The organism is Pseudomonas sp. FG29 (genome assembly GCF_057809355.1).
The window spans coordinates 61,455-83,709 of sequence record NZ_JBMDJU010000003.1; the positions used below are offsets into that span (position 1 = coordinate 61,455).

Here is a 22,255-nt window from a genome sequence, read left to right on the forward strand (position 1 = left end):
CCGCATCGAGCGACAGGAGTCCGACCATGACCACTTTCGACCTACCGATCCAGGGCATGACCTGCGCCAGTTGCGCAGGCCGTGTCGAACGCGCGCTACGCAAGGTGCCGGACGTGACCGACGCCAGCGTCAACCTGGCCAGCGAACGTGCGCGCATCGAGGCCCCGGCCAACAGCCTGGAACAACTGATCGGCGCCATCGAGAACGCCGGCTACAGCGTGCCCAGCCAGCCTCTGGAACTGGCAATCGAAGGCATGACCTGCGCCAGTTGCGTCGGGCGCATCGAACGCGCGCTGGGCAAGGTACCTGGCATCAGCCAGGTCGCCGTCAACCTCGCCGACGAAAAAGCCCGCCTGCAGGTGGTCGCCGGTTTCGATCCGCAGCAGGTGCTCAAGGCCATCGCGGATGCCGGCTACAAGGCCAACGTGCAGAACGATTCGACCCAGCACGACGACGCCCAGCAGCGGCTGAAGCGCGAGCGGCTGACCCTGCTCGCCGCCCTCGCCCTGAGCGTACCGCTGGTGCTGCCCATGCTGGTCGAGCCCTTCGGCCTGCACTGGATGTTGCCGGCCTGGGTACAGTTCGCGCTGGCCACGCCGGTGCAGTTCATCTTCGGTGCACGTTTCTATCGCGCTGCCTGGCTGGCACTCAAGGCACGCGCCGGCAACATGGATCAACTGGTGGCCGTCGGCACCAGCGCCGGTTACGGCTTGAGCCTCTATCAGTGGGCGATGACGCCTGCCGGGCAGATGCCGCACCTGTATTTCGAAGCCTCGGCGGTGATCGTCAGCCTGATCCTGCTCGGCAAGTACCTGGAAAGCCGTGCCAAGCGCCAGACCGCCGGCGCCATCCGCGCCCTGCAGGCACTGCGCCCGGATCACGCCACGCGCCTGCTGGACGGCCGCGAGGAGCAGGTCGCCATCGACGCCCTGGCCCTGGGCGACCGCATCGTGGTCAAGCCTGGCGAGCGCTTCCCGGTCGACGGTGAGGTGCTCGAAGGCCGCAGCCATGCCGATGAAGCGCTGATCAGCGGCGAGAGCCTGCCGGTGGCCAAGCAACCGGGCGACAAGGTCACGGCGGGCGCGATCAACGGCGAAGGCCGCCTGCTGGTCAGCACCACTGCGCTCGGCGCGGAAACCGTGCTGGCACGGATCATTCGCCTGGTGGAAGACGCTCAGGCAGCCAAGGCGCCGATCCAGAAGCTGGTGGACAAGGTCAGCCAGGTGTTCGTGCCCACAGTGCTGCTGCTGGCCCTGGCTACCCTGCTGGTCTGGTTGCTGCTCGGCGCGCCGCTGGAAAGTGCCCTGCTCAACGCCGTCGCCGTGCTGGTGATCGCCTGCCCCTGCGCCCTCGGCCTGGCCACGCCCACGGCGATCATGGCCGGTACCGGCGTGGCCGCGCGCCACGGCATCCTGATCAAGGACGCGGAGGCGCTGGAGGTGGCGCATGGCGTAACACACATCGCCTTCGACAAAACCGGTACGCTCACCGAGGGTAAACCACGCATCGTCAATATCGGCCTGGGCGAGGTCGGCGAAGAAGAATTGCTGCGTCTGGCCGGCGGCCTGCAACAGGGCAGCGAGCATCCGCTGGCCAAGGCCGTCCTGCAGCGCTGCAGCGAGCAGCACATCACCCTGCCGACGCTAAACGAGAGCCATGCACTAGCCGGGCGCGGCATCGCCGGCGAGGTCGACGGTCGCACCCTACAACTGGGCAGCGACCGCCTGCTGCAAGAAAACCAACTGCAGGCCGGCGTCCTGGCAGAATCGGCACGCACCTGGGAGGCGCAGGGGCGCACCCTGTCCTGGCTGATCGAAACCGGCAACGCCCCGCGCCTGCTCGGCCTGCTGGCCTTCGGTGATCAGCTCAAGGACGGTGCCAGCGAAGCCATCGCCGAACTGCGCGCGCAGGGCATCACCAGCCACCTGATCAGCGGCGACAACGCCGGCAGCGTGGCGGCGGTGGCCAGTGCGCTGGGCATCGACGAGCCACACGCGCAGGTGCTGCCCGCGGACAAGGCGCGACTGGTCGGTGAACTGCGGGCAAATGGCTGTGTGGCCATGGTCGGCGACGGCATCAACGATGCGCCGGCCCTGGCCGCCGCCGATGTCGGCATCGCCATGGGCGGCGGCACCGATGCCGCCATGCACGCTGCCGGCATCACCCTGATGCGCGGCGATCCGCGCCTGGTGCCCGCCGCGCTGGACATCAGCCGGCGCACCTACGCGAAGATCCGCCAGAATCTGTTCTGGGCCTTCGTCTACAACCTGATCGGCATTCCGCTGGCCGCCGCCGGCCTGCTCAACCCGATGTTCGCAGGCGCCGCCATGGCCCTGTCCAGCGTCAGCGTGGTGAGCAATGCCCTGCTGCTCAATCGCTGGAGACCACGCGCATGAATATCGGCCAGGCCGCCCGGCATACGGGGCTCAGCGCCAAAATGATTCGTTACTACGAGTCCATCGACCTGCTGCCACGGGCTGGGCGCACGGAAAGCGGTTACCGCCAGTACAGCGAGCAGGATCTGCATCGCCTGGCGTTCATCAAACGCGCGCGGGATCTGGGCTTCTCGTTGGAGGAAGTGGGCCGGCTGCTGGCGCTGTGGCAGGACAAGCAGCGCGCCAGCGCCGATGTGAAGGCACTGGCCGAACAACATATCGCCGACCTGGAACGCAAGATCGCCGAGATGAGCGCGCTACGCGACACCCTGGCGGAGCTGGCGGCCAGTTGCCAGGGCAACGACCGACCGGACTGCCCGATCCTGCAGGGGCTGGCGCACGGCACCTGCTGCGCCGGCAGCCACTGAACGCCTGACTCAGCGCATCCAGGGCGGCGTCGGCTCGGCGTCCCTGGGTTCGTCCTCGGCATTGCGCAGAGCCTGCTTCTTCGCCTCTTCGGCCAGCGCCGCCTTGATTTCACGCATCACCGCGTCGATGTCGGCCGCATCCTCAGGCTCGGCAAACTCACCGGTCAACTGGCTGTCAGGCTGCAGTTTGCCGGCCTCGAACAGCGCCCACATTTCCTTGGCGTACTTGGTGTACTTCAGCTCCGGGGCGAACTGGCCGAAGTACTCGGCCATGTTGCGCACGTCGCGCTCGAGCATGCTGAAGGCGTGGTTATTGGCCGCCGCATCCACCGCCTGCGGCAGGTCGATGATCACCGGGCCATCGGGGCCGAGCAGCACGTTGAATTCCGACAGGTCGCCATGCACCAGGCCGGCGCAAAGCATCTTGACGATTTCCTGGATCATGAAGGCATGGAATTCACGCGCATCGTCCGGGTGCAGCTCGACATCGTTGAGGCGCGGTGCCACATCGCCTTCACCGTCGCCGACCAGTTCCATCAGCAACACGCCATCGAGAAAGTCATAGGGCTTGGGCACCCGCACGCCGGCACTGGCGAGGCGGAATAGGGCCGCCACTTCGGCGTTCTGCCAGGCTTGCTCCTGCTCCTTGCGCCCGTACTTGCTGCCCTTGGCCATGGCCCGCGCCTGGCGGCTACCGCGCACCTTGCGGCCCTCCTGATACTCGGAGGCCTGGCGAAAGCTGCGCTTGTTGGCCTCCTTGTACACCTTGGCACAGCGTAGCTCGTCGCCGCAGCGCACCACATAAACGGCCGCCTCCTTGCCACTCATCAGCGGTCGCAGCACCTCGTCCACCAGGCCGTCTTCGACCAGGGGTTCAATACGTTTGGGCGTCTTCATCGGTGTAAATGACGGATCCTGTCTAGCCGGGGATTGTCTTGAGGGCCCCATCCTCTCACAGCACGTCTTCGCTGCCGACAGTTGATCGGCCAAAACGCACGAAAGCGCTCGCTCAGCACAAACATCCGGCCCGAGGACACTTCACCTGTCGAGGCAAAAGCCCAGCGCACGAACAAGAAATCGTCTCATTTACAAAATTTACACCTGCCTGCAGGCCAGGCACGACGGGCGCTGGACGCCTGCCGTAAAGTATTGCGAATGATTCGCGATTGAACCTTACATGCAAATCACTATCATCCCGCCCCTCGCAATGATCTTCCCGTAAATCATCGTCAGGAGTCGTCGATGTTTGCCCTTCGCCCTCGTTCCGCCCTTGCCAGCGCCATCGCGCTGGCCGCCAGCTTCGGTGTCCATGCCGATGAGCCCACCACACTGGGCGAAGTCGTCATCAGCGCCTCGGGTTTCGAACAGAAAATCACCGAGGCGCCGGCCAGCATCAGTGTGATCAACCGCGAGGAACTGCAGCAGAAGCGTTACAGCAACCTGGGGCAGGCATTGGAGGATGTGGAAGGCATCGATGTGCGCCAGGGCACCGGCAAGACCGGCGGCCTGAATATCAGCATCCGCGGCATGCCCAGCGACTACACCCTGATCCTGATCGACGGTCGTCGCCAGAACACCGCGGGTAACGTCACCCCCAACGGTTTCAACGAGACCGCCACCAGCTTCATGCCTCCCATGTCCGCCATCGAACGGATCGAGGTGATCCGTGGCCCGATGTCGACCCTCTATGGCTCCGATGCCATGGGCGGCGTGGTCAATATCATCACCCGCAAGGTGGCCAAGGAATGGGGCGCCAGCCTTAGCCTGGATCACACCTTCCAGGAGAACCGCGATTACGGCGAAGCCAGCAACACCAGCCTCTACGCCAGCGGCCCGCTGATCGAAGGCTTGCTCGGCCTGGCAGTACGCGGCAGCCTGTATGACCGGGGAGAATCGGATCTGCAGTTCGACAACGACAGCACCGTCAGCAAGCGCGGCGCATCGCCGGTCGAAGGACGCAACAGCACGTTCGGCAGCCGACTGACCCTGACACCGAACGAAGACCATGATTTCGCGCTGGACTTCGAGCGTGGCCGTCAGGTCTATAACAACGATGACTGCCAGCTCGGCAACCTCGATGGCAAGAACGGCGGCAGTGCCACCGATGGCTGCACCACCAACGCCCCGCTGCGGGCCAACGGCTACAGAGACGAACTGCGCTTCGAGCGCGATCAATTCGCCCTCAGCCACACCGGTCGCTTCAGCCTGGGCACCCTGGAAAGCAGCATCACCCACAACACCACGGAAACCTTCGGCCGAACCATTCCAGGCACCCCCATCGGCAATGCCTATACCGGTTTCCCCTCGATCGTGATTGGCGATGATCGCAAGCTGAAGTCCACCGACCTGGTCGTCGACAGCAAATTCATCGCGCCGCTGGGTGAGTCGCATATCGCGACCGTCGGCGCCCAGTGGTGGGACGCCAAGGTCAGCGACGGCATCGCTGACGAAGATTTCCAGCAAACCTCCTGGGCGCTTTTCGCCGAAGACGAGTGGCGCCTGCGTGACGACCTGGCACTGACCCTGGGCACTCGCTATGAGCATCATGACGCCTTCGGTGGCCATGTAAGCCCGCGTGCCTATCTGGTCTGGAACACCAGCGACACCTGGACACTCAAGGGCGGTGTAAGCCGTGGCTATAAAACCCCGACGCTCAACCAACTGCACGATGGCATCAATGGCGTGACCGGCCAGGGCTCGACCATCACTATCGGCAGCCCTGACCTCGATCCGGAGATCACCACCAACACCGAAATCGGTGCGTACTACGACAACCTCTCCAACTTCAACGCCAACGTCACCCTGTTCCATAACAAGTTCAAGGACAAGATCGACGACGGCACGCCACTGGCCAACTGCTTCTATACCGCCAACCCGAACCAGCCAGGCTGCGTCAGCTATGGCCCGGGCTTCACTCAGGAAAGCTTCGCTCAGAGCGTCAATATTGGCGAAGCCGTCACCCAGGGTGTGGAAGTCGCGGGACGCTGGGAATTCGCGCCGGCCTGGGCATTGGCTCTCAACTACACCTACACCGATAGCGAGCAGAAGAGCGGTATCAACAAGGGCGCACCGCTGACCAATACCCCGGAACACATGGCTCACGCACGCCTGAGCTGGGCTGCCAATGATCGCCTCACCCTGTGGTTCAAGGGCGAGTATCGCGGTGAGCGTGCCCGCTTCACCGACCGCTACGAAAACCTGACGGCCGCCAACAAGGCGCTGTTCGACGCAGCCGGTGATCTGAAAGCCTATGAAGTGTTCCACCTTGGCGGTTCGTTCAAGGCCTCGAAGAACGTGACGCTCAACGCCACGATCTACAACCTGTTCGACAAGGACTTCACCAGCGGCAGCTACTACACCACCAATACAGGCACCACTGGCTGGGCCTCCGACTACACCCAGATCGGGCAATCCACCACCGGCACCCTGGAAGAAGGCCGCCGCCTCTGGCTGTCGACGGTGATCGAGTTCTGATCCACAGGCAAAAGAAAAGCCGCCACCCCGAAAGGGCTGGCGGCTTTTTTACGCCCGCGCGAAGCGGACGTTCTGGGCGAGCTTACAGGTAGTAGGACTTCAGCGGCGGGAAGCCATTGAATTCCACGGCGCTGTAGCTGGTGGTGTAGGCACCGGTGGACAGCCAGTACAGGCGGTCACCGCTGGCCAGGTTCAGCGGCAGACCATACTTGTAGTGCTCGTACATGATGTCGGCGCTGTCACAGGTCGGGCCGGCGATGACGACTTCTTCCATCTCGCCCTTTTTCTCGGTCCAGATGGGGAACTTGATCGACTCATCCATGGTTTCGATCAGGCCGCTGAACTTGCCCACGTCGGCATACACCCAACGCTCCACGGCGGTACGCGATTTACGCGCCACCAGCACCACTTCCGACACCAGCACGCCGGCGTTGGCGATCAGCGAGCGGCCCGGCTCGAGGATGATTTCCGGGAGGTCGTCACCGAAGTCTTCCTTGAGGAAGCGGGTGATTTCCTCGGCGTAGGTTTCCAGGTCGTTGGTGCGCTGGATGTAGTTGGCCGGGAAGCCGCCGCCCATGTTGATCATCTGCAGGGTGATGCCGTCTTCTTCTTTCAGACGCTCGAAGATCACCTTGACCTTGGCAATGGCGGCGTCCCAGACGTCGATGTCGCGCTGCTGCGAGCCAACATGGAAGGAGATGCCGTACGGCACCAGGCCCAGCTGCTTGGCCAGGATCAGCAGATCCAGGGCCATGTCCGGCTGGCAGCCGAACTTGCGGCTCAGCGGCCAGTCGGCGCTGGTGGAGCCTTCGGTGAGGATACGCACATAGACCTTGGCGCCCGGAGCGGCCTTGGCGATGTTGCGCAGGTCGGCTTCGGAATCGGTGGCGAACAGGCGCACGCCCTTTTCATAGAAGTAGCGAACGTCGCGCGCCTTCTTGATGGTGTTGCCGTAGCTGATGCGCTCGGGGCCGACACCAGCGCCCATGACCTTGTCCAGCTCGTAGATCGAGGCGATGTCGAAGTTCGAGCCCTTGTCGCGCAACAGCTCGATGATCTCGATGGCGGGGTTGGCCTTGACCGCGTAATAGGTCTTGGCGAACGGGAAGCAGTTGCCCAGTTGATCGTAGGCGTCGGCAATGATCTGCCGGTCGATCACCACGAAGGGCGTTTCGTGCTGATCGGCGAATGCCTTCATGCGCTGGAAAGTGGCGGGTGCGTAGTAGTCTTCGACCTTGATCGACATGCTGGGGACTCCAATGGCAAAACCAGGAACACATGGATTCGGGCAGCGAAACGCCTGACAGGTTCCGCTACGTGTAGGGGGTGGCCGCGCACGGAGCACTGGCCTGAACGTCTGACAGTTTCCCCACTTTGGTTCGCCTACTTCCCAAGGCATGTCGCCGAGCATCACTGATCGCGGTGGGCCACCAGCGATCTCTCGTCGTCAGTACTTGAGCCGGATGGATCGTTTCCAGCATGGACGTTCGGGCGCGGACTTTAAGACCATGCGCCCGTCAGATCAACCGGAAATTACCCCTAATTTCACCTCGACCGGTGAACGTTCCGGATATCGCACAAAACGGCCTGAAATGCTGAACGGGCGCGGCTTTCAGCCAGTCTGCAACAGGCAGATTACAGCGCCATTTCAGTCATTTTTTCAGTACACGTCGCGGCGGTAGCGCCCGGCTTCGATCAGCCCCTGCACCTCGTCCTCACCGAGCAGTTCACGCAGGGCGGCATCGACCCCGCCCGCCATGCCCTGCAGACTGCCGCAGACATAAATAGCAGCACCGTCGCTCAGCCAGTCACGCAGACGCAGGTGCTGCTCGCGTAGCAGATCCTGCACGTAGCGTTTCTCGGCCTGATCGCGGGAGAAGGCCAGATCCAGATGCTGCAGCTCGCCAGCGGCCAGCGCCGCTTGCAGCTCGTCGCCGCAGAAGAAGTCCTGCGCGCGGTTGCGCTCGCCGAACAGCAGCCAGTTGCGCGAATGCCCGGCCAGGGTGCGCGCATGCAGCAACGAACGCAGGCCGGCCAGGCCGGTGCCATTGCCGATCAGGATCAGTGGGCGATCATCCTCCGGCAGGTGGAAGCCGCTGTTGCGGCGTACCCGCGCCAGCACCTGCCCCTCCTCGGGCAGATGCTGCGTCAGCCAGCCGGAGCCCAGGCCCAGGCTGCCATCGGCCTGCACGGCCTGGCGCACGATCAGCGTCAGTACGCCATCGGCAGCGACCGAGGCAATCGAGTATTCGCGCGAACCCAGTGGCGCCAGCGCATCGACCAGCGCCTGCGCGTGCAGGCCGACCAGATGGGCGAAGCTGTCCGGCAACTGGCGTTCGCTCAGCGCATCGGCAAGGCTGCAGGCGCGCCCGTCCACCGTCACCGCCTCATCGCCACCTAGCCCGTAATGCTGCAGCCAGGCCTGAACGCGGGCGAGCGCATGGCGTGGCTGGATTTCCAGGATGTCGCCCGCCAGCCAGGTGCATGCAGCCGGTGGCAGCAGATCGAGCCGATAGACCGGCGCGCCCTGGCTACCCGGGTTGAGCAGCGTGCGCTGCTGCAGCGTCCAGCTCTGCCAGGGCGCGGCCTCGAAGCGAATCGGCGCGGCGCCGGTTAGGTCGCTCAGATGCTGCTGCCAGCGCTGCAAGGCGGCCTGGTCGTCACCATCGACCTCAATCGGGGCGAACAGCGAGCGCGCGCCCTGACGGCCCAACCAGTCGTTGATCCGTCGCGCGAAACCGCAGAAGTGCTGGTACTGTCGATCGCCCAGGGCCAGCACGGCATAACTGAGCTGATCGAGTGCGACGGCACCGCCAAGCACCTTGCGCTCGAAGCCCTGCGCGGCATCCGGCGCTTCGCCATCACCGAAGGTGCTGACCACGAACAACGCCTTCTGCGTGCGGCTCAGGCTGTCAGCGTCGAGGCGCGACAGCGGCTCGACCCGCACCGGAATACCAGCGGCCTGCAATTGCCCGGCACTCTGCCAGGCCAGTTGCTCGGCAAAGCCACTCTGGCTGGCAAAGCCCACCAGCCAGCCCTCGCCCTCGGCTGTCTGCCCCAACGCACCACGGGCAGCCTGCACCGCGCGCTTCTTGCGCCGGCGATCCAGATACAGCAGCCAACCGGTGATGAAGAACAACGGCATGGCGGCACTGGCCAGCATCATCAGGATGCGCCCCGGCAAGCCGAAATATTCACCGACATGCAACGAGTAGATGCTGGCGAGCAACTGCGCCTTGAACGACTTGTCGGCATAACGCTGATCGCTGAGCAGCGCGCCGCTCTTCGGATCGATGCGCATCTCATTGAACGCCCGCACGTGCTCGGCGTCGTCCAGCAGGTAGAACACCGTCGCCGGCTGCCCGGCTACCGGCGGCAGGCGCAGGTTCCAGGAAACCAGCCGTGGCCCGGCAGTGCGTTCGAGGGTTTGCCAGAGGGCCACGTAATCCACCTCGGGCAGCGGACCGGCCGGTGCTGCGCGGCCGCCACGGCCACCCCGACCTTCGCCACGCTGTTCGGCGGGGGCATCGGAGAGCAGGTGGGTCAGGCCGTCGCGGTACCAGCCGTAAGACCAATACAGCGCCGTCAGCGCGGCGCATAAATAGAACAGCAGCGCCCAGGTGCCAGCGACCGCATGCAGATCCCAGTTGAAGCTGCGGCCTTTCTTCTTCCAATCCAGGGTCAGCCAGGTACGCCAGTTCAACGCCTGGCGCGGCCAGCGCAGGTACAGGCCGGAGAGGCAGAAGAAGATCAGCGCCAGGGTACTGGCAGCGGTGATCTGCTTGCCCACCTCACCCATGGCCAGGAACCGGTGCAACTGCAGCATCAGCATGAAGAAGCCCTGCCCCATCGGGTTGCCAAGCACCTCGCCGGTATACGGGTCGAAGACGATTCGCGGGCCACGCCGCTCGCCCGGCTTGGGTGCCAGGAACGCCATACCCGGCCCTTCATGACGGCTGTCGAGCCACAGGCCGGAAACGCGATCACCTGTGCTCGATTCGATCTTCGCCACCAGCTCCACCGGGGCTAGCGGCCCCTGCTCGACCGGCTGAATCTGCCAACGCTCGGCATTCAGCGCCCGCAGGATCTCCCCTTCGAAGCTGTAGAGAGCACCGGTCAAGCCGACGATGGCCAACACCAGGCCAGCAGTGATGCCGAGCAACCAGTGCAATTGGAATAGGACTTTCTTGAACACGTCGATCACTCTTGCATCACGATTAAGAACGCCGCCCTAGGCAGACGAGAGCGGATTCTATTTGAGAGTTATTTTCAAGGAATAGCCTTTACATCTTTTTTACCCGCTTGCGGACGCACGAAATCCCCGGCACAGGCGAGCTGCACCGGGGAGTCGGTAATGGGTCAGAAGCTGTAATCAGCCGTCAGGATCGCAGCCCGCGCATCGCCGGGAGTCGCCCAGCCGTTGTTGCGAATGCGCGTCAGGTACTGCTTGTCGAACAGGTTGTTGACGTTCAGACGCAGGTTCAGGTTGCGGTTGACCTTGTAGCCGAGCATCGCCCGGTGCACGGTGTATCCGGCAGCAGTCGGCGCGTTGTCGGCACTGGCCAGGTACTGCTTGCTCTGGGTGGTCAGGCCATAACCGACCTGCAGGTTGTAAGGCAGGTCATAGGTAGTCCAGATGCTCGCCGCATGCTTGGGCGTGAAGGTCAGCGGTTTGCCCTTCTGCGCATCGACGCCAGTGTTCTGCAGGGTGTAATCGCTGACGCTCTGCAGCACTTCGGTGTGCAGGTAGGTGTAGTTGGCGAAGACCTTCCAGCGGTCGGTGATCGCCCCCATCGCCCCTAGCGCCACACCATCGACACGAGCCTGGCCATCGAGCGTCTGCTCGCCGGACAGGTTGCTCGGGTCGTTGCTGGCCACCTTGTAGTTGGTGCGGTCGTTGCGGAACACCGCTGCGGTCAGCGACAGGCGCTCATCGAGCAGATCCCACTTGGTGCCGATTTCATAGCTGACGGACTTCTCCGGCTCGGCATCGCAGTTGTTGCTGCTCGGGTTGCTGCCGCGCCCGGCACTGAAGCAACTGCCATTGACGGTGGCCTGCGAGGCGGTCTTGCTGTTGCCATAGGCCACGTAGATGCTGCCGTTCTCGGCCGGCTTGTAGACCACACCGAGGCGATAGGAGAGCAAGTCATCGCTGTTGTGATAACGCGCCCCGCGCGTGACGGCGCCGCTGACGGCATTGATCGCATCGGTCGCCGAGCTGCCTTCGTTGCGCTCGTAACGCAGGCCGCCGTTGAGCTCCCACTGCTCGTTGAACTTGAGAGTGTCGAAGGCATACACGGCGCGGTTGTTCAGCTCGCCGTCGATTTTCGCCGTCTTGATGAAGTTCACCGGGCCATCCCAGTGCGAATCCGGATCGCTGATGCTCACCGGCGGCGGTGTCACCAGCGCACCGGCTGCGTTGTAACGCCAGTTACCGGTGCTCGCCTCGTACTCCTCGCGGGTCAGCGCGACGCCGGTGACCAGAGTGTGGTCGATGAACCCGGTGGCGAAGCGGCTGGTCAGGTCGGTCTGGTTGGTAAAGATGCGGTTGTCGGTGTCGCGCGCATTGCCCAGCGAACCACCGCTGGGCTGGAAGAAGCCCGGAGTCAGACCACCGGTGCAGGCAGAGCCGTCTGGACGCGTACCGCTGGCCAGGCAAGCCGTGGAAGCCCCTTCCGGCCCGGACACCCAGGTTTCCTGACGCACGCGCGCCACCCGACTGAAGTTGCGCAGTGACAGCGCATCATTGAACTCATGCTCCAGCTTCAGGCTGAAGGCATCGGTGGTGATTTCCTGCTTGTTGACGTTGTGATAGCCGTAATAGTTATCCCAATCCGCGCCCGGCAGCAGCTTGCCGTCGTAGATCGGCACACCGAACTGCGGCAGGTTGTCGTCTTCCTGATGCTCGAAGGCGAGGGTCACGCGGGTCGGCGTGCCGAGGCCGAAGGCGATCGACGGGGCGATACCCCAGCGCTCGTAATCCTCGTAATCGCGCCCCGGCGCGTCGTTGCCGTGGGCCATCAGGTTGAGGCGCGCCGCCGTGGTGTCGTTGAGCTTCTGGTTGGTGTCCAGGGTGATGCGCTTGTAGTTGTCGGTGCCGACCGCCGTGCTGATCTTGGTGAAATCACGCATCTGCGGCGCCTTGGTCACCAGGTTGATGGTGCCGCCCACCGAGCCACCACCGGAGTAAACCGAACTGGCGCCGTTGACGACTTCCACCTGCTCCAGGTTGAACGGGTCGGTGCGACTGTACTGCGCGCTGTCGCGCACGCCGTCGACCTGGATGTCGTTGCTGGCCGAGAAACCCCGCAGGTTGATGCTGTCGCCATAACCACCGCCGCCCTCCCCGGCGCCGAAGGTGATGCCCGGTACGGTGCTGAGGATGTCGCGCATGGTCAGCAGGTTCTGATCTTCGATGACCTGCTTCGGCACCACGGTGATGGTCTGCGGGGTGTCACGCAGCAGCTCGGTGTACTTCGGCGAAGACGGCGCCTGCGGCTGATAACCGTCGGTTTCGGCAGAACCGCTCACCGACAGGCTTTCGAGCTCGAGTGGCGAGGTCTTCTGGGTATCCGACTCGGCAGCGACCACTGCGCCACCGTGAGAAACGATGGCAAGACCAATGGCGGATACCAGCAGCGATTTTTGCGACAGCGCGGCAGACAGTGTTGGCTCGTTGTTATGCATGAAAGTGTGCTCAGTGGAAATGCGTGCGAATCTTATTTGCTACAAATTGTATTTTTCAATACAAATGCGAATAATTAGCAAATATTTTCTCAACTGCGCATGGCAACCCTGACTCGCTGGTTATCCGCGAGGCAGAGACGCCCTGATTCCGCTGCGCAACCAACCGGACGCCCACATGCTGCTGCACATCCCCCAGCTCTTCACGCGCGAAGAAGTCCTCAACATCCGTCAGGCCCTGGAAGACACCGAGTGGATGGACGGCAAGGCCACCGCCGGCTACCAGTCGGCCAAGGCCAAGCACAACCTGCAGTTGGCCGACGACAACCCGCTGGCGGTGGAATTGCGCGAAGCCATCGTCCAGCGCCTGCAGCGCAATGCCCTGTTCATGTCGGCGGCGCTGCCGCGCAAGATCTTCCCGCCGCTGTTCAACTGCTACCGCACCGGCGATGCCTTCGGCTACCACATCGACAACGCCGTACGGGCGGTGCGCGACAGCGGCGAACGCATCCGCACCGACCTGTCCTCCACCCTGTTCTTCAGCGACCCGGAGGATTACGACGGTGGCGAACTGGTGATCCAGGACACCTACGGCACCCGCGAAATCAAGCTGCCGGCGGGTGATCTGGTGCTCTACCCGGCCACCAGCCTGCACCGCGTGCAGCCGATCACCCGTGGCAGGCGCCTGGCTTCGTTCTTCTGGACGCAGAGCCTGGTGCGCGAAGACAGCCAGCGCGCCCTGCTGTTCGAGATGGACGTGGCGATCCAGACCCTGACCCGCGACGTACCCGACCACCCGTCGCTGATCCAGCTCACCGGCACCTACCACAACCTGCTGCGCCGCTGGGTGGACGTGTGAGCACGGACAATCCGCGCGCCACCGCCAGCCTGCTGCTCGCCGCCGCTGGCCGCGGCGAGGCGGAAGCGCAAACGATGCTCGGGCAGATTCTGCTCGAAGGTCACGGTATCGCCCGCGATGCCAAACTGGCCTTCACCTGGTTCGGCATCGCCGCACGCCAGGGCCATGCGATGGCGCTGAACATGCTCGGCCGCTGCCTGGAACATGGCTGGGGCTGCCACCTGGATCTGCTGGCCGCCGCCCATCACTATCAACGCGCGGCGGCGCTCGGCCTGGACTGGGGCATGTACAACCTGGCCAACCTGCTGGGCACCGGGCGCGGCGTGGCGCAGGATCACGCGGGTGCCTTTGCCCTGTACCAGCGCGCGGCGCAATTGGGGCATGCCAAGTCGATGAACCTGCTGGGGCGCTACCTCGATGAAGGCGTGCAGGCCGCGCCAGATCGCCAAGCGGCGCTGCATTGGTTCGAGCGCTCGGCGCAGGCCGGCGACTTTCGCGGCCAGTTCAGTTATGCCCTGCGTCTGCTGGAGCTGGGCGAACCGGACACGGCCCGCCTGTGGCTGGAGCGGGCGCTGGCGGGCGGTAACCTGAACTTCCTGCGCGCCACACGTGCCCGCGTTCTGGCGCTGCCGGGCTGCGCCGACCTGGGGCTGGCCTACCATCAGCGCGCCGCCGAGCTGGGTGACGACGACGATCAGGCAGCCCTGGCCGCCCTGCCAGCATAAAGCGCATGCCAGGCGGCCAACGCCTCGCTGCGTTTTGCCGGTATAATCGCGGCTTTTTTCCGACAGCTCGACCGATCGTCGACAGGACCTCTCCGCCATGACCACCCAGGCCGCCGAAGTCGCCAAGCGCCGTACCTTCGCCATCATCTCCCACCCGGACGCCGGTAAGACCACCATCACCGAGAAGCTGCTGCTGATGGGCAAGGCCATCGAAGTGGCCGGCACCGTGAAGTCGCGTAAATCCGACCGTCACGCTACCTCCGACTGGATGGAGATGGAGAAGCAGCGCGGCATCTCCATCACCACCTCGGTGATGCAGTTCCCTTACCGCGAGCACATCGTCAACCTGCTCGACACGCCCGGCCACGAAGACTTCTCCGAAGACACCTACCGCACCCTGACCGCCGTGGACAGCGCGCTGATGGTGCTCGACGGCGGTAAGGGCGTCGAGCCGCGTACCATCGCCCTGATGGACGTGTGCCGCCTGCGCGACACGCCCATCGTCAGCTTCATCAACAAACTCGACCGCGACATCCGCGACCCCATCGAACTGCTCGACGAGATCGAAGCCGTCCTGAGGATCAAGGCCGCGCCCATCACCTGGCCGATCGGATGCTACAAGGACTTCAAGGGCGTCTACCACCTGAGCGGCGACTACATCATCGTCTACACCCCGGGCCATGGCCACGAGCGCACCGAAGCCAAGATCATCCAGAAGCTGGACTCCGACGAGGCGCGCAATCATCTGGGCGACATGTACGAGCGCTTCGTCGAGGAGCTGGAGCTGGTGCAGGGCGCCTGCCACGAGTTCGAGCCCGACGCCTTCCTCAAGGGCGAGATGACCCCGGTGTTCTTCGGCACCGCGCTGGGCAACTTCGGCGTCGACCACGTGCTCGACGCCGTGGTCGACTGGGCGCCGCGCCCGCTGCCGCGCGCCGCCAACGAGCGCACTGTGGAGCCGACCGAGGAGAAGTTCTCCGGCTTCGTGTTCAAGATCCAGGCGAACATGGATCCGAAACACCGCGACCGCATCGCCTTCATGCGCATCTGCTCGGGCAAGTACACCCAGGGCATGAAGATGCGCCACGCGCGCCTGGGCAAGGACGTGCGCGTCGGCGACGCGCTGACCTTCTTCTCCAGCGAGCGTGAGCACCTGGAAGAAGCCTATGCCGGCGATATCATCGGCCTGCACAACCACGGCACGATTCAGATCGGCGACACCTTCACCGAAGGCGAGAACCTGGGCTTCACCGGTATCCCGCACTTCGCCCCGGAACTGTTCCGCCGCGTGCGCCTGAAAGATCCGCTGAAATCCAAGCAGCTGCGCCAGGGCCTGCAGGAACTGGCCGAAGAAGGCGCCACCCAGGTGTTCTTCCCCGAGCGCAACAACGACATCATCCTCGGCGCGGTCGGTGTGCTGCAGTTCGACGTGGTCGCCAGCCGCCTGAAGGAGGAATACAAGGTGGAGTGCGCTTACGAGGCGATCAACGTCTGGTCGGCGCGCTGGATCGAATGCAGCGACGAGAAGAAGCTCAAGGAGTTCAAGGACAAGGCCTACGAGAACCTCGCCGTCGACGGCGGTGGCCACCTCACCTACCTGGCGCCGACCCGCGTCAACCTCAGCCTGATGGAAGAGCGTTGGCCGGAAGTGAAATTCCGCGCCACCCGCGAACACCACTGATGGAAAAACGGCCCGCCAAGCGGGCCGTTCTTTTTAGTACCGAAAGCGCCCGACGATGCCGCGCAAGCGCTGCGAGTTCTCACCGGCATGGCGCCCGCGCTGCAAGGTGTTCTCAGCCAGCGCCACGCTACGCCCGGCCTCCACGCCCAGATTCGCCACCCGCTGATTGATCTCGTCACTGACCTGCGACTGCTCGCGCGCCGCCTCGGCGATCTGCAGGCTGCTGCGCGATACGGTTTCCACCAGGCCACCGATGCTCCCCAGCGCTTTGCCGGCGGCCTCGGCCTGGGCAACCCCGTTGTCCGCGTGTTTCTGGCTGGCCTGCATGGCGTCCACGGCCTGGCGAGAAGTGCCCTGCAAACGCTGAATCATGCTGTCGATTTCCGCAGTGGAAGCCTGGGTACGGCTGGCCAGGGTACGCACCTCGTCGGCGACCACGGCAAAGCCACGCCCCTGCTCGCCAGCACGTGCGGCTTCGATGGCGGCATTGAGCGCCAGCAGATTGGTCTGCTCGGCGATGGTACGGATCACCTCCAGCACGCCGCCGATTTCCTGAGAGTGGGTTTCCAGCTGGCTGATCACCTGCGCTGCGCTGCCCACTTCACTGGCCAACTGGCGGATGTCGCTGATGGTGCCGTCGATCACCTTGAGCGCTGAACGCACTTCGCGGTCGGCTTCGGCGGTCTGCTCCGAGCTGCCACGGGCATGCTCGGCGACACCCTGCACGGTCACCGTCATCTGGTGCACGGCGGTGACCACCTGATCGATCTCTTCACGCAAGACGCCGGCACTGCGCTCGGAGGCCTGGGCATCGCTGACCAATTGCCCGGAAGAATGCTCCAGGGTGCCGGCCACCTCGCCAACACTGGCAATCTGCTCGCGCAGGTTGCGGCTGAACTGGTTGAAGGCATCGACCACCGCGCCGATCTCGTCCTCGGCCTCGCGATTGATCATCCGGGTCAGATCGCCGGAGCCGGACGCCAGATCCTGCAACGAGTGGTGAAGCCGACGGATCGGCGGCAACACGCGGCGGTTGATCAGCAACAACGCGCCGAACACCAGGATGAAAATGACCGTCAGCGCGGCCAGGGTCACCCAGTGCAGCTCGTCGAGTCGCAGCTCGTTATCGCTGCGTACGCGGGTGAACTCCTCACCCAGCGGCTGCTGTAATTCGTTGAAGCGGGCGATCACGGTGGCGGACTGGGCATCGAATGCCTCCATCACCTCATCACCGGCCTGTTTGCCCTGCTGGCTATAGGCCTGGAACATGCGCTGGCCGGTCTGGTCGAGCCGATCCACCGGTTCGTTGAGTGCCGCCAGCTGGCTGCCGTAGGCCGGCAGCAAGCCACGCAGCTTGTCCACCAGCATCTTGGCCTCGCGATAATGTTGCGCCGCCTCGGCGGCAGGTTCGTTTTCCTGGGTCAGGCTGGCATCGGTGTAGAACTGCTGCACCTGCGCCAGGTGATAGCGCAGCTCCTGGGTGCCCTCGCGCGCCTCGCTCAATTGCGCGGCCCGTCCTTCGCCGGCTTGCAAGGCGCGGATTTCGTGAGTGACCCAGCTCGCCAGGCCGATGGCCGTCAGCAGAATGAAAAGCGCACTACCCCACATCAAACGCGTAATACTGACGTTCACCTTGACTCTCCGGAGATTAGAACCACGCAGGATATCGGCCGGCATTGCACCGGCCTGAGCGTGCGTGCTCAGTATTACTCAGCCCCGTGTCGAGAAGTCAAATCCGCTACTAAAGAAGTAGGCCCGCCGCAGGGTCGGCGGGCCAGCATTCGATGCACGCAAGACTCACCTGGGCGCATCGTCCTCCAGTGTCCAGGCCACCAGCGAGTCGCCCATGCGTGTGCCGAACGAGCCATGCCCGCCAGCCATCACCACCACGTACTGCTTGCCGGTCTTGCTCGATACGTAGCTGATCGGCGTAGCCTGGCCGCCGGCCGGCAGGCGGTCTTTCCACAGTTCCTCGCCCGTGCGCAGGTCGTAGGCACGCAGGTAGTAGTCCAGCGTGCCACTGAGAAAGCCCAGCCCGCTGGCGGTGACCAACGGGCCGCCGAGATTCGGCACACCAACGGTCAGGGGGATGCCCAACGGTGCACTGTCACGGCTGGTGCCGTTCTTGTGCTGCCAGACCTTCTTCATGCTGCGCAGATCCACAGCTGTCACATAACCCCATGGCGGCGCCTGGCACGGCAGGCCGAGGAGCGACAGAAATGGCTTCAGGCTGACCAGGTAAGGCGCGCCGCGATTGGGCTGCAGACCGGTTTCGCTACCGCCGCTGAGGGTGTCCTGCACGTCTTCACGCTTGACCAGGCGCGACACGAATGCCAGGTAGTTGGGCGCGCCGAAGAGAATCTGCCGCTGCGGATCGACCGCCACCGACGGCCAGTTGAACACCCCGACGTTACCCGGATAGATCAGCGAGCCCTGCTCCGACGGCGGGGTGAAATCGCCCTCGTAGCGCAGGCGGTGGAACTGGATGCGACAGGCCAGTTGATCCAGTGGCGAGCCGCCCCACATGTCGCGCTCGCGCAGCGGCTCCTGTGGGGCATAGCTGAGCGTTGATGCCGGCTGGGTCGGCGCGGTGAAGTCGCCCTCCACCGTGCCCTGCGGCACCGGATGTTCGGTAACTGGCACCACGGGTTTACCGGTACGCCGGTCGAGGACGTAGAGATCACCGCGCTTGGTCGGCTGGATCAGCGCTGGCACCGGCCCATCGGCACCGTCGATCTCCACCAGCGTCGGCTGCGACGGCAGATCACGATCCCAGAGGTCATGATTGACCGTGCGAAACTCCCAGCGCACCTTGCCGGTGGCCAGATCGAGCGCCACCAAGGCTGCGGTGAAGCGTTCGGCCTCGGGGCTGCGCTGCACCGCCCATTGATCAGGCGTCTGATTGCCCATGGGGATGTACACCAGGCCGAGCGCCTCATCCGCCGTGGCGATAGTCCAGGAGTTGGGCGTGCTGCGCACGTAGGTTTCACCGGCCGGCAGCGGCTCGGTGGCGTCAGGACGGCCAGGGTCGAAATTCCACACCAGCTTGCCGCTGTTGACGTCGTAGGCGCGGATCACCCCACCGGGCGAATCCACCGAGCCGTTATCGGTGACCGCACCACCGATGATCACCAGATGCTCGGTGACCACCGGCGGCGAAGTGGGCAGGTACACACCCAGCGCACCGTCGCCCAGCCCCACCTTGAGGTCGACCTTGCCGCCTTCACCGAAATCCGCGCAGGGTTTGCCGTCGCGTAGATCCAGGGCATACAGGGTGGCGTCGGCGGTCGGCAGGAACAGGCGCCGGGTACAGCGCGGCTCGCCGTCGGCAGGCGCCGCTGCGCCATCGTCCGAGGACGGCTGGGCGTAGGCCGTGGCATCGTGATAGGCCAGGCCTCGGCAGGTCATGTGCTGGTAATACTCGGCGTCGCGATTGATCTTCGGATCGAAGCGCCAGCGCTCCTCGCCGGTGTCGGCATCCACGGCGATGGCGATGCTGTGCGGCGTGCAGATGAACAGATCGTCACCGATCTTCAACGGCGTGACCTGATTGGTCAGCTCGCCAGGGTCGCCCTCGCCCGGCAGGTCGCCGGTATGAAATTCCCAGGCCTTTTTCAGGCGCCCCACGTTCTCGGCATTGATCTGTTGCCCTGCGGCGTAACGCTCGCCACGCCGTGCGCCGCCATAGGCGGGCCACTCATCGGCCGGCTGCGGCGCGGTGGCGGCCATGCGCTCGGCATCGAAACTGCCGGGCAGACGGTGGTAATCCTGGGTCAGCGAATAAGCGGCCATGGCGGCGCCGAGCACCAGCCCCAGCGCCAGCAGACCGCTGGCGCCATCGCGCCACTGGCCATTCGCGCCGATATGCCGATTGACGAAAGGCAGCAGCAGCCACAGGCCGAACACGCACCACAGGTCGATGCGCGGCGCCAGTTGCCACCAGTCGAAGCGCACCTCGTACACGGCCCAGGCCAGGCTGGCCAGCAGCAACACGGCATACAGCCACAGCGCCGAACGCTGGCGCCGCAGCATGAGGGCTGCCACCAGGCCCAGGCCGAGCCCCATCAGCAGGTAGTACCACGAGCCGCCGAGCCAGAGCAGATAGCCTCCGCCCCCGATCAGCAGCACACCCAGCACAGCCGCCAGCCATGCGCTCAGCACCACGCGCAGCGGTTGCGCAGTCACTCCCTCACTCATCGCTCGTTCTCCTGACCATCGTCCCGGCGAGCCCGGCACCCTGATCAGTGGATAAGAACTGAGCGCGAGAGTTCAGCCCGATTGGGCGAAGAGCGTTATGCGGTCTCCACGGCCATTGGCTGGGCCTCGGGCTGCTTGATCAAGGCGTAGACCACGCCGGTGACCATACTGCCGGCGACGATGGCCAGCAGATACAACAGCGCATGGTTGATGGCGTTGGGGATCAGCAGCACGAACAGGCCGCCATGCGGCGCCATCAGCTTGCAGCCGAAGTACATCGACAGCGCACCGGTCAGGGCACCGCCAGCGATGCTGGCCGGGATCACCCGCAGCGGATCCTTGGCGGCAAAGGGAATCGCCCCCTCGGAGATGAAGCACAGCCCCAGCACGCCAGCGGCCTTGCCCGCCTGGCGCTCGCTGTCGGCGAATTTGCGCCGCGCCAGCACGGTGGCGATGGCCATGCCGATCGGCGGCACCATGCCGGCGGCCATGGTCGCGGCCATCGGCGCGTAGCTGCTCGACGCCAGCAGGCCGACGGAGAAGGCATAGGCGGCCTTGTTGATCGGGCCGCCGAGATCCACGCACATCATGCCGCCGAGCAGCACACCCAGCAGGATGGCGTTGGAGCTGCTCATGCCGTCGAGGAAGGTGGTCAGCGACTGCAGCACACCGGCCACCGGGGTGCCGACTACGTAGATCATCACCAGACCGGTGAACAGGCTGGCCAGCAGCGGGATGATCAGGATTGGTTTGAGCGCCTCGACGCTGGCTGGCAGGCGCACCCAGTGCGCCAGTGTCTTGGCCGAGTAACCGGCGAGAAAGCCGGCAACGATGCCACCGATGAAGCCGGCACCCAGCGAACTGGCCAGCAACCCGCCTATCATCCCAGGCGCCAGGCCGGGACGGTCGGCAATCGAGTAGGCGATATAGCCGGCCAGCACCGGCACCATCAGCTTGAATGCGGAGTCGCCGCCGATCTTCATCAGGGCGGCGGCGAGGGTGCCCTCCACCTCGTACGCCTTGATGCCGAAGACGAACGACAGGGCGATCAACAGCCCGCCGGCCACCACCATCGGCAGCATGTAGGACACACCGGTGAGCAGGTGCTTGTAAGGCCCGCTCTTTTCACCACTCTTGGCCGGCGCGCTACCTTCCACAGGCGCCGCCTCAGCCAATGGGCGCGCCTCGCTCAGGGCGCGCTCCAGGGTTTGCTGCGGCTGTTTGAGCGCCACGCCGGTGCCACAACGGTAAACCTTCTTGCCAGCGAAGCGGCTGGTGTCCACTTCGATGTCGGTGGCCAGCAGCACCGCATCGGCAGCCGCGATGGCGGCCTCGTCGAGCAAATTGCGCGCGCCCACCGAGCCACGGGTTTCCACCTGCAGGTCGATGCCCATGCGCGCAGCGGCCTGCTGCAGCGCCTCGGCCGCCATGAAGGTGTGCGCCACGCCGGTCGGGCAGGCGGTGATGGCGACCAGGCGACGCGTGCCATTTGCCACCGGCTCGGCAGACGCCTGATACGGCTCGGCGCGTTCGGCCGCCTCACGCAGAAAGCGCTGCGGGTCGGCCAGCGCCTCGGCGGGGGTGGATTGCACCAGGCGCTTGCCGGCAAAGCGAGCCAGCGGCAGGTCGCCGGTCTTGACCACCAGCACCCAGTCGGCGGCAGCGATATCGGCCTCGCTCAGCGGCGAACCGATGGCGCGGGCGTCATGCACCTCGACCTTGGCTTTCCAGCCCAGGCGCTCGGCGGCGGCCTGCAGCAGGCGCGAACAGAGCACGCTGGTGACCTGGCCATTGGGACAGGCGGTGACGATCAATAGATTCATGGTCGGGGC

13 protein-coding genes and 1 pseudogene are annotated in these 22,255 nt (G+C 64.6%); 6 read left to right on the forward strand and 8 right to left on the reverse strand.

Features of this window, described 5'->3' with window-relative positions:
- The first annotated feature begins 26 nt into the window (after positions 1 to 26).
- Positions 27 to 2,396, forward strand: a complete 2,370-nt coding sequence (locus ACODS1_RS05560) for a heavy metal translocating P-type ATPase (RefSeq protein ID WP_489084865.1) — start codon at positions 27 to 29, stop codon at positions 2,394 to 2,396.
- Positions 2,393 to 2,803: a Cu(I)-responsive transcriptional regulator gene (gene cueR / locus ACODS1_RS05565; RefSeq protein ID WP_489084866.1), complete on the forward strand. Its 411-nt coding sequence runs from the start codon at positions 2,393 to 2,395 to the stop codon at positions 2,801 to 2,803. The genes ACODS1_RS05560 and cueR overlap by 4 nt, the downstream gene beginning before the upstream one ends.
- 9 nt (positions 2,804 to 2,812) lie before the next feature.
- Here cueR and ACODS1_RS05570 read toward each other — a convergent pair whose 3' ends face one another.
- Positions 2,813 to 3,700, reverse strand: a complete 888-nt coding sequence (locus tag ACODS1_RS05570; protein ID WP_489084867.1) for a PA4780 family RIO1-like protein kinase — start codon at positions 3,698 to 3,700, stop codon at positions 2,813 to 2,815.
- A 345-nt stretch (positions 3,701 to 4,045) separates the two neighbouring features.
- On the opposite strand from ACODS1_RS05570, the gene ACODS1_RS05575 reads away from it, so the two are divergent.
- Positions 4,046 to 6,277, forward strand: coding sequence for a TonB-dependent receptor domain-containing protein (locus ACODS1_RS05575; RefSeq protein WP_489084868.1), 2,232 nt, complete (start codon positions 4,046 to 4,048; stop codon positions 6,275 to 6,277).
- Between the two features lie 82 nt (positions 6,278 to 6,359).
- On the opposite strand, the gene ACODS1_RS05580 is transcribed toward ACODS1_RS05575, so the two are convergent.
- The 3 genes from ACODS1_RS05580 to ACODS1_RS05590 form a co-directional block, all read right to left on the reverse strand.
- Positions 6,360 to 7,523: a type III PLP-dependent enzyme gene (locus tag ACODS1_RS05580; protein ID WP_322980183.1), complete on the reverse strand. Its 1,164-nt coding sequence runs from the start codon at positions 7,521 to 7,523 to the stop codon at positions 6,360 to 6,362.
- A 414-nt stretch (positions 7,524 to 7,937) separates the two neighbouring features.
- On the reverse strand, positions 7,938 to 10,472 hold the full coding sequence (locus ACODS1_RS05585; RefSeq protein WP_489084869.1) for a PepSY domain-containing protein: 2,535 nt from the start codon (positions 10,470 to 10,472) through the stop codon (positions 7,938 to 7,940).
- 164 nt (positions 10,473 to 10,636) lie between these two features.
- Positions 10,637 to 12,964, reverse strand: a complete 2,328-nt coding sequence (locus ACODS1_RS05590) for a TonB-dependent receptor (RefSeq protein WP_489084870.1) — start codon at positions 12,962 to 12,964, stop codon at positions 10,637 to 10,639.
- Positions 12,965 to 13,139: 175 nt separating this feature from the next.
- On the opposite strand from ACODS1_RS05590, the gene ACODS1_RS05595 reads away from it, so the two are divergent.
- From ACODS1_RS05595 to ACODS1_RS05605, 3 genes are all read left to right on the forward strand, one after another.
- Positions 13,140 to 13,820 (forward strand): Fe2+-dependent dioxygenase, encoded by a 681-nt coding sequence (locus ACODS1_RS05595; RefSeq protein ID WP_489084871.1) that lies wholly within the window; start codon positions 13,140 to 13,142, stop codon positions 13,818 to 13,820.
- On the forward strand, positions 13,817 to 14,545 hold the full coding sequence (locus tag ACODS1_RS05600) for a tetratricopeptide repeat protein (protein WP_489084872.1): 729 nt from the start codon (positions 13,817 to 13,819) through the stop codon (positions 14,543 to 14,545). The genes ACODS1_RS05595 and ACODS1_RS05600 overlap by 4 nt, the downstream gene beginning before the upstream one ends.
- A 97-nt stretch (positions 14,546 to 14,642) precedes the next feature.
- On the forward strand, positions 14,643 to 16,226 hold the full coding sequence (locus tag ACODS1_RS05605; RefSeq protein WP_489084873.1) for a peptide chain release factor 3: 1,584 nt from the start codon (positions 14,643 to 14,645) through the stop codon (positions 16,224 to 16,226).
- 33 nt (positions 16,227 to 16,259) lie between these two features.
- On the opposite strand, the gene ACODS1_RS05610 is transcribed toward ACODS1_RS05605, so the two are convergent.
- From ACODS1_RS05610 to ACODS1_RS05625, 4 genes and pseudogenes are all read right to left on the reverse strand, one after another.
- Positions 16,260 to 16,964, reverse strand: a complete 705-nt coding sequence (locus ACODS1_RS05610) for a methyl-accepting chemotaxis protein (RefSeq protein WP_416340184.1) — start codon at positions 16,962 to 16,964, stop codon at positions 16,260 to 16,262.
- Positions 16,965 to 17,114: 150 nt separating this feature from the next.
- Positions 17,115 to 17,903: pseudogene (locus ACODS1_RS05615) on the reverse strand (HAMP domain-containing protein); the annotation flags it as partial.
- A gap of 120 nt (positions 17,904 to 18,023) precedes the next feature.
- Positions 18,024 to 20,423 (reverse strand): membrane-bound PQQ-dependent dehydrogenase, glucose/quinate/shikimate family, encoded by a 2,400-nt coding sequence (locus tag ACODS1_RS05620; RefSeq protein ID WP_489084874.1) that lies wholly within the window; start codon positions 20,421 to 20,423, stop codon positions 18,024 to 18,026.
- Positions 20,424 to 20,518: 95 nt separating this feature from the next.
- On the reverse strand, positions 20,519 to 22,246 hold the full coding sequence (locus ACODS1_RS05625) for a fructose-specific PTS transporter subunit EIIC (RefSeq protein ID WP_489084875.1): 1,728 nt from the start codon (positions 22,244 to 22,246) through the stop codon (positions 20,519 to 20,521).
- Positions 22,247 to 22,255: the final 9 nt, after the last annotated feature.

What these genes read in the sequence shown, in the direction of transcription:
- ACODS1_RS05560 (WP_489084865.1), top strand. Translation starts at nt 27, where the DNA reads ATGACCACTTTCGACCTACCGATCCAGGGCATGACCTGCGCCAGTTGC.
- cueR (WP_489084866.1), top strand. Translation starts at nt 2,393, where the DNA reads ATGAATATCGGCCAGGCCGCCCGGCATACGGGGCTCAGCGCCAAAATG.
- ACODS1_RS05570 (WP_489084867.1), bottom strand. Translation starts at nt 3,700, where the DNA reads ATGAAGACGCCCAAACGTATTGAACCCCTGGTCGAAGACGGCCTGGTG.
- ACODS1_RS05575 (WP_489084868.1), top strand. Translation starts at nt 4,046, where the DNA reads ATGTTTGCCCTTCGCCCTCGTTCCGCCCTTGCCAGCGCCATCGCGCTG.
- ACODS1_RS05580 (WP_322980183.1), bottom strand. Translation starts at nt 7,523, where the DNA reads ATGTCGATCAAGGTCGAAGACTACTACGCACCCGCCACTTTCCAGCGC.
- ACODS1_RS05590 (WP_489084870.1), bottom strand. Translation starts at nt 12,964, where the DNA reads ATGCATAACAACGAGCCAACACTGTCTGCCGCGCTGTCGCAAAAATCG.
- ACODS1_RS05595 (WP_489084871.1), top strand. Translation starts at nt 13,140, where the DNA reads ATGCTGCTGCACATCCCCCAGCTCTTCACGCGCGAAGAAGTCCTCAAC.
- ACODS1_RS05605 (WP_489084873.1), top strand. Translation starts at nt 14,643, where the DNA reads ATGACCACCCAGGCCGCCGAAGTCGCCAAGCGCCGTACCTTCGCCATC.
- ACODS1_RS05610 (WP_416340184.1), bottom strand. Translation starts at nt 16,964, where the DNA reads ATGACGGTGACCGTGCAGGGTGTCGCCGAGCATGCCCGTGGCAGCTCG.
- ACODS1_RS05620 (WP_489084874.1), bottom strand. Translation starts at nt 20,423, where the DNA reads ATGAGTGAGGGAGTGACTGCGCAACCGCTGCGCGTGGTGCTGAGCGCA.
- ACODS1_RS05625 (WP_489084875.1), bottom strand. Translation starts at nt 22,246, where the DNA reads ATGAATCTATTGATCGTCACCGCCTGTCCCAATGGCCAGGTCACCAGC.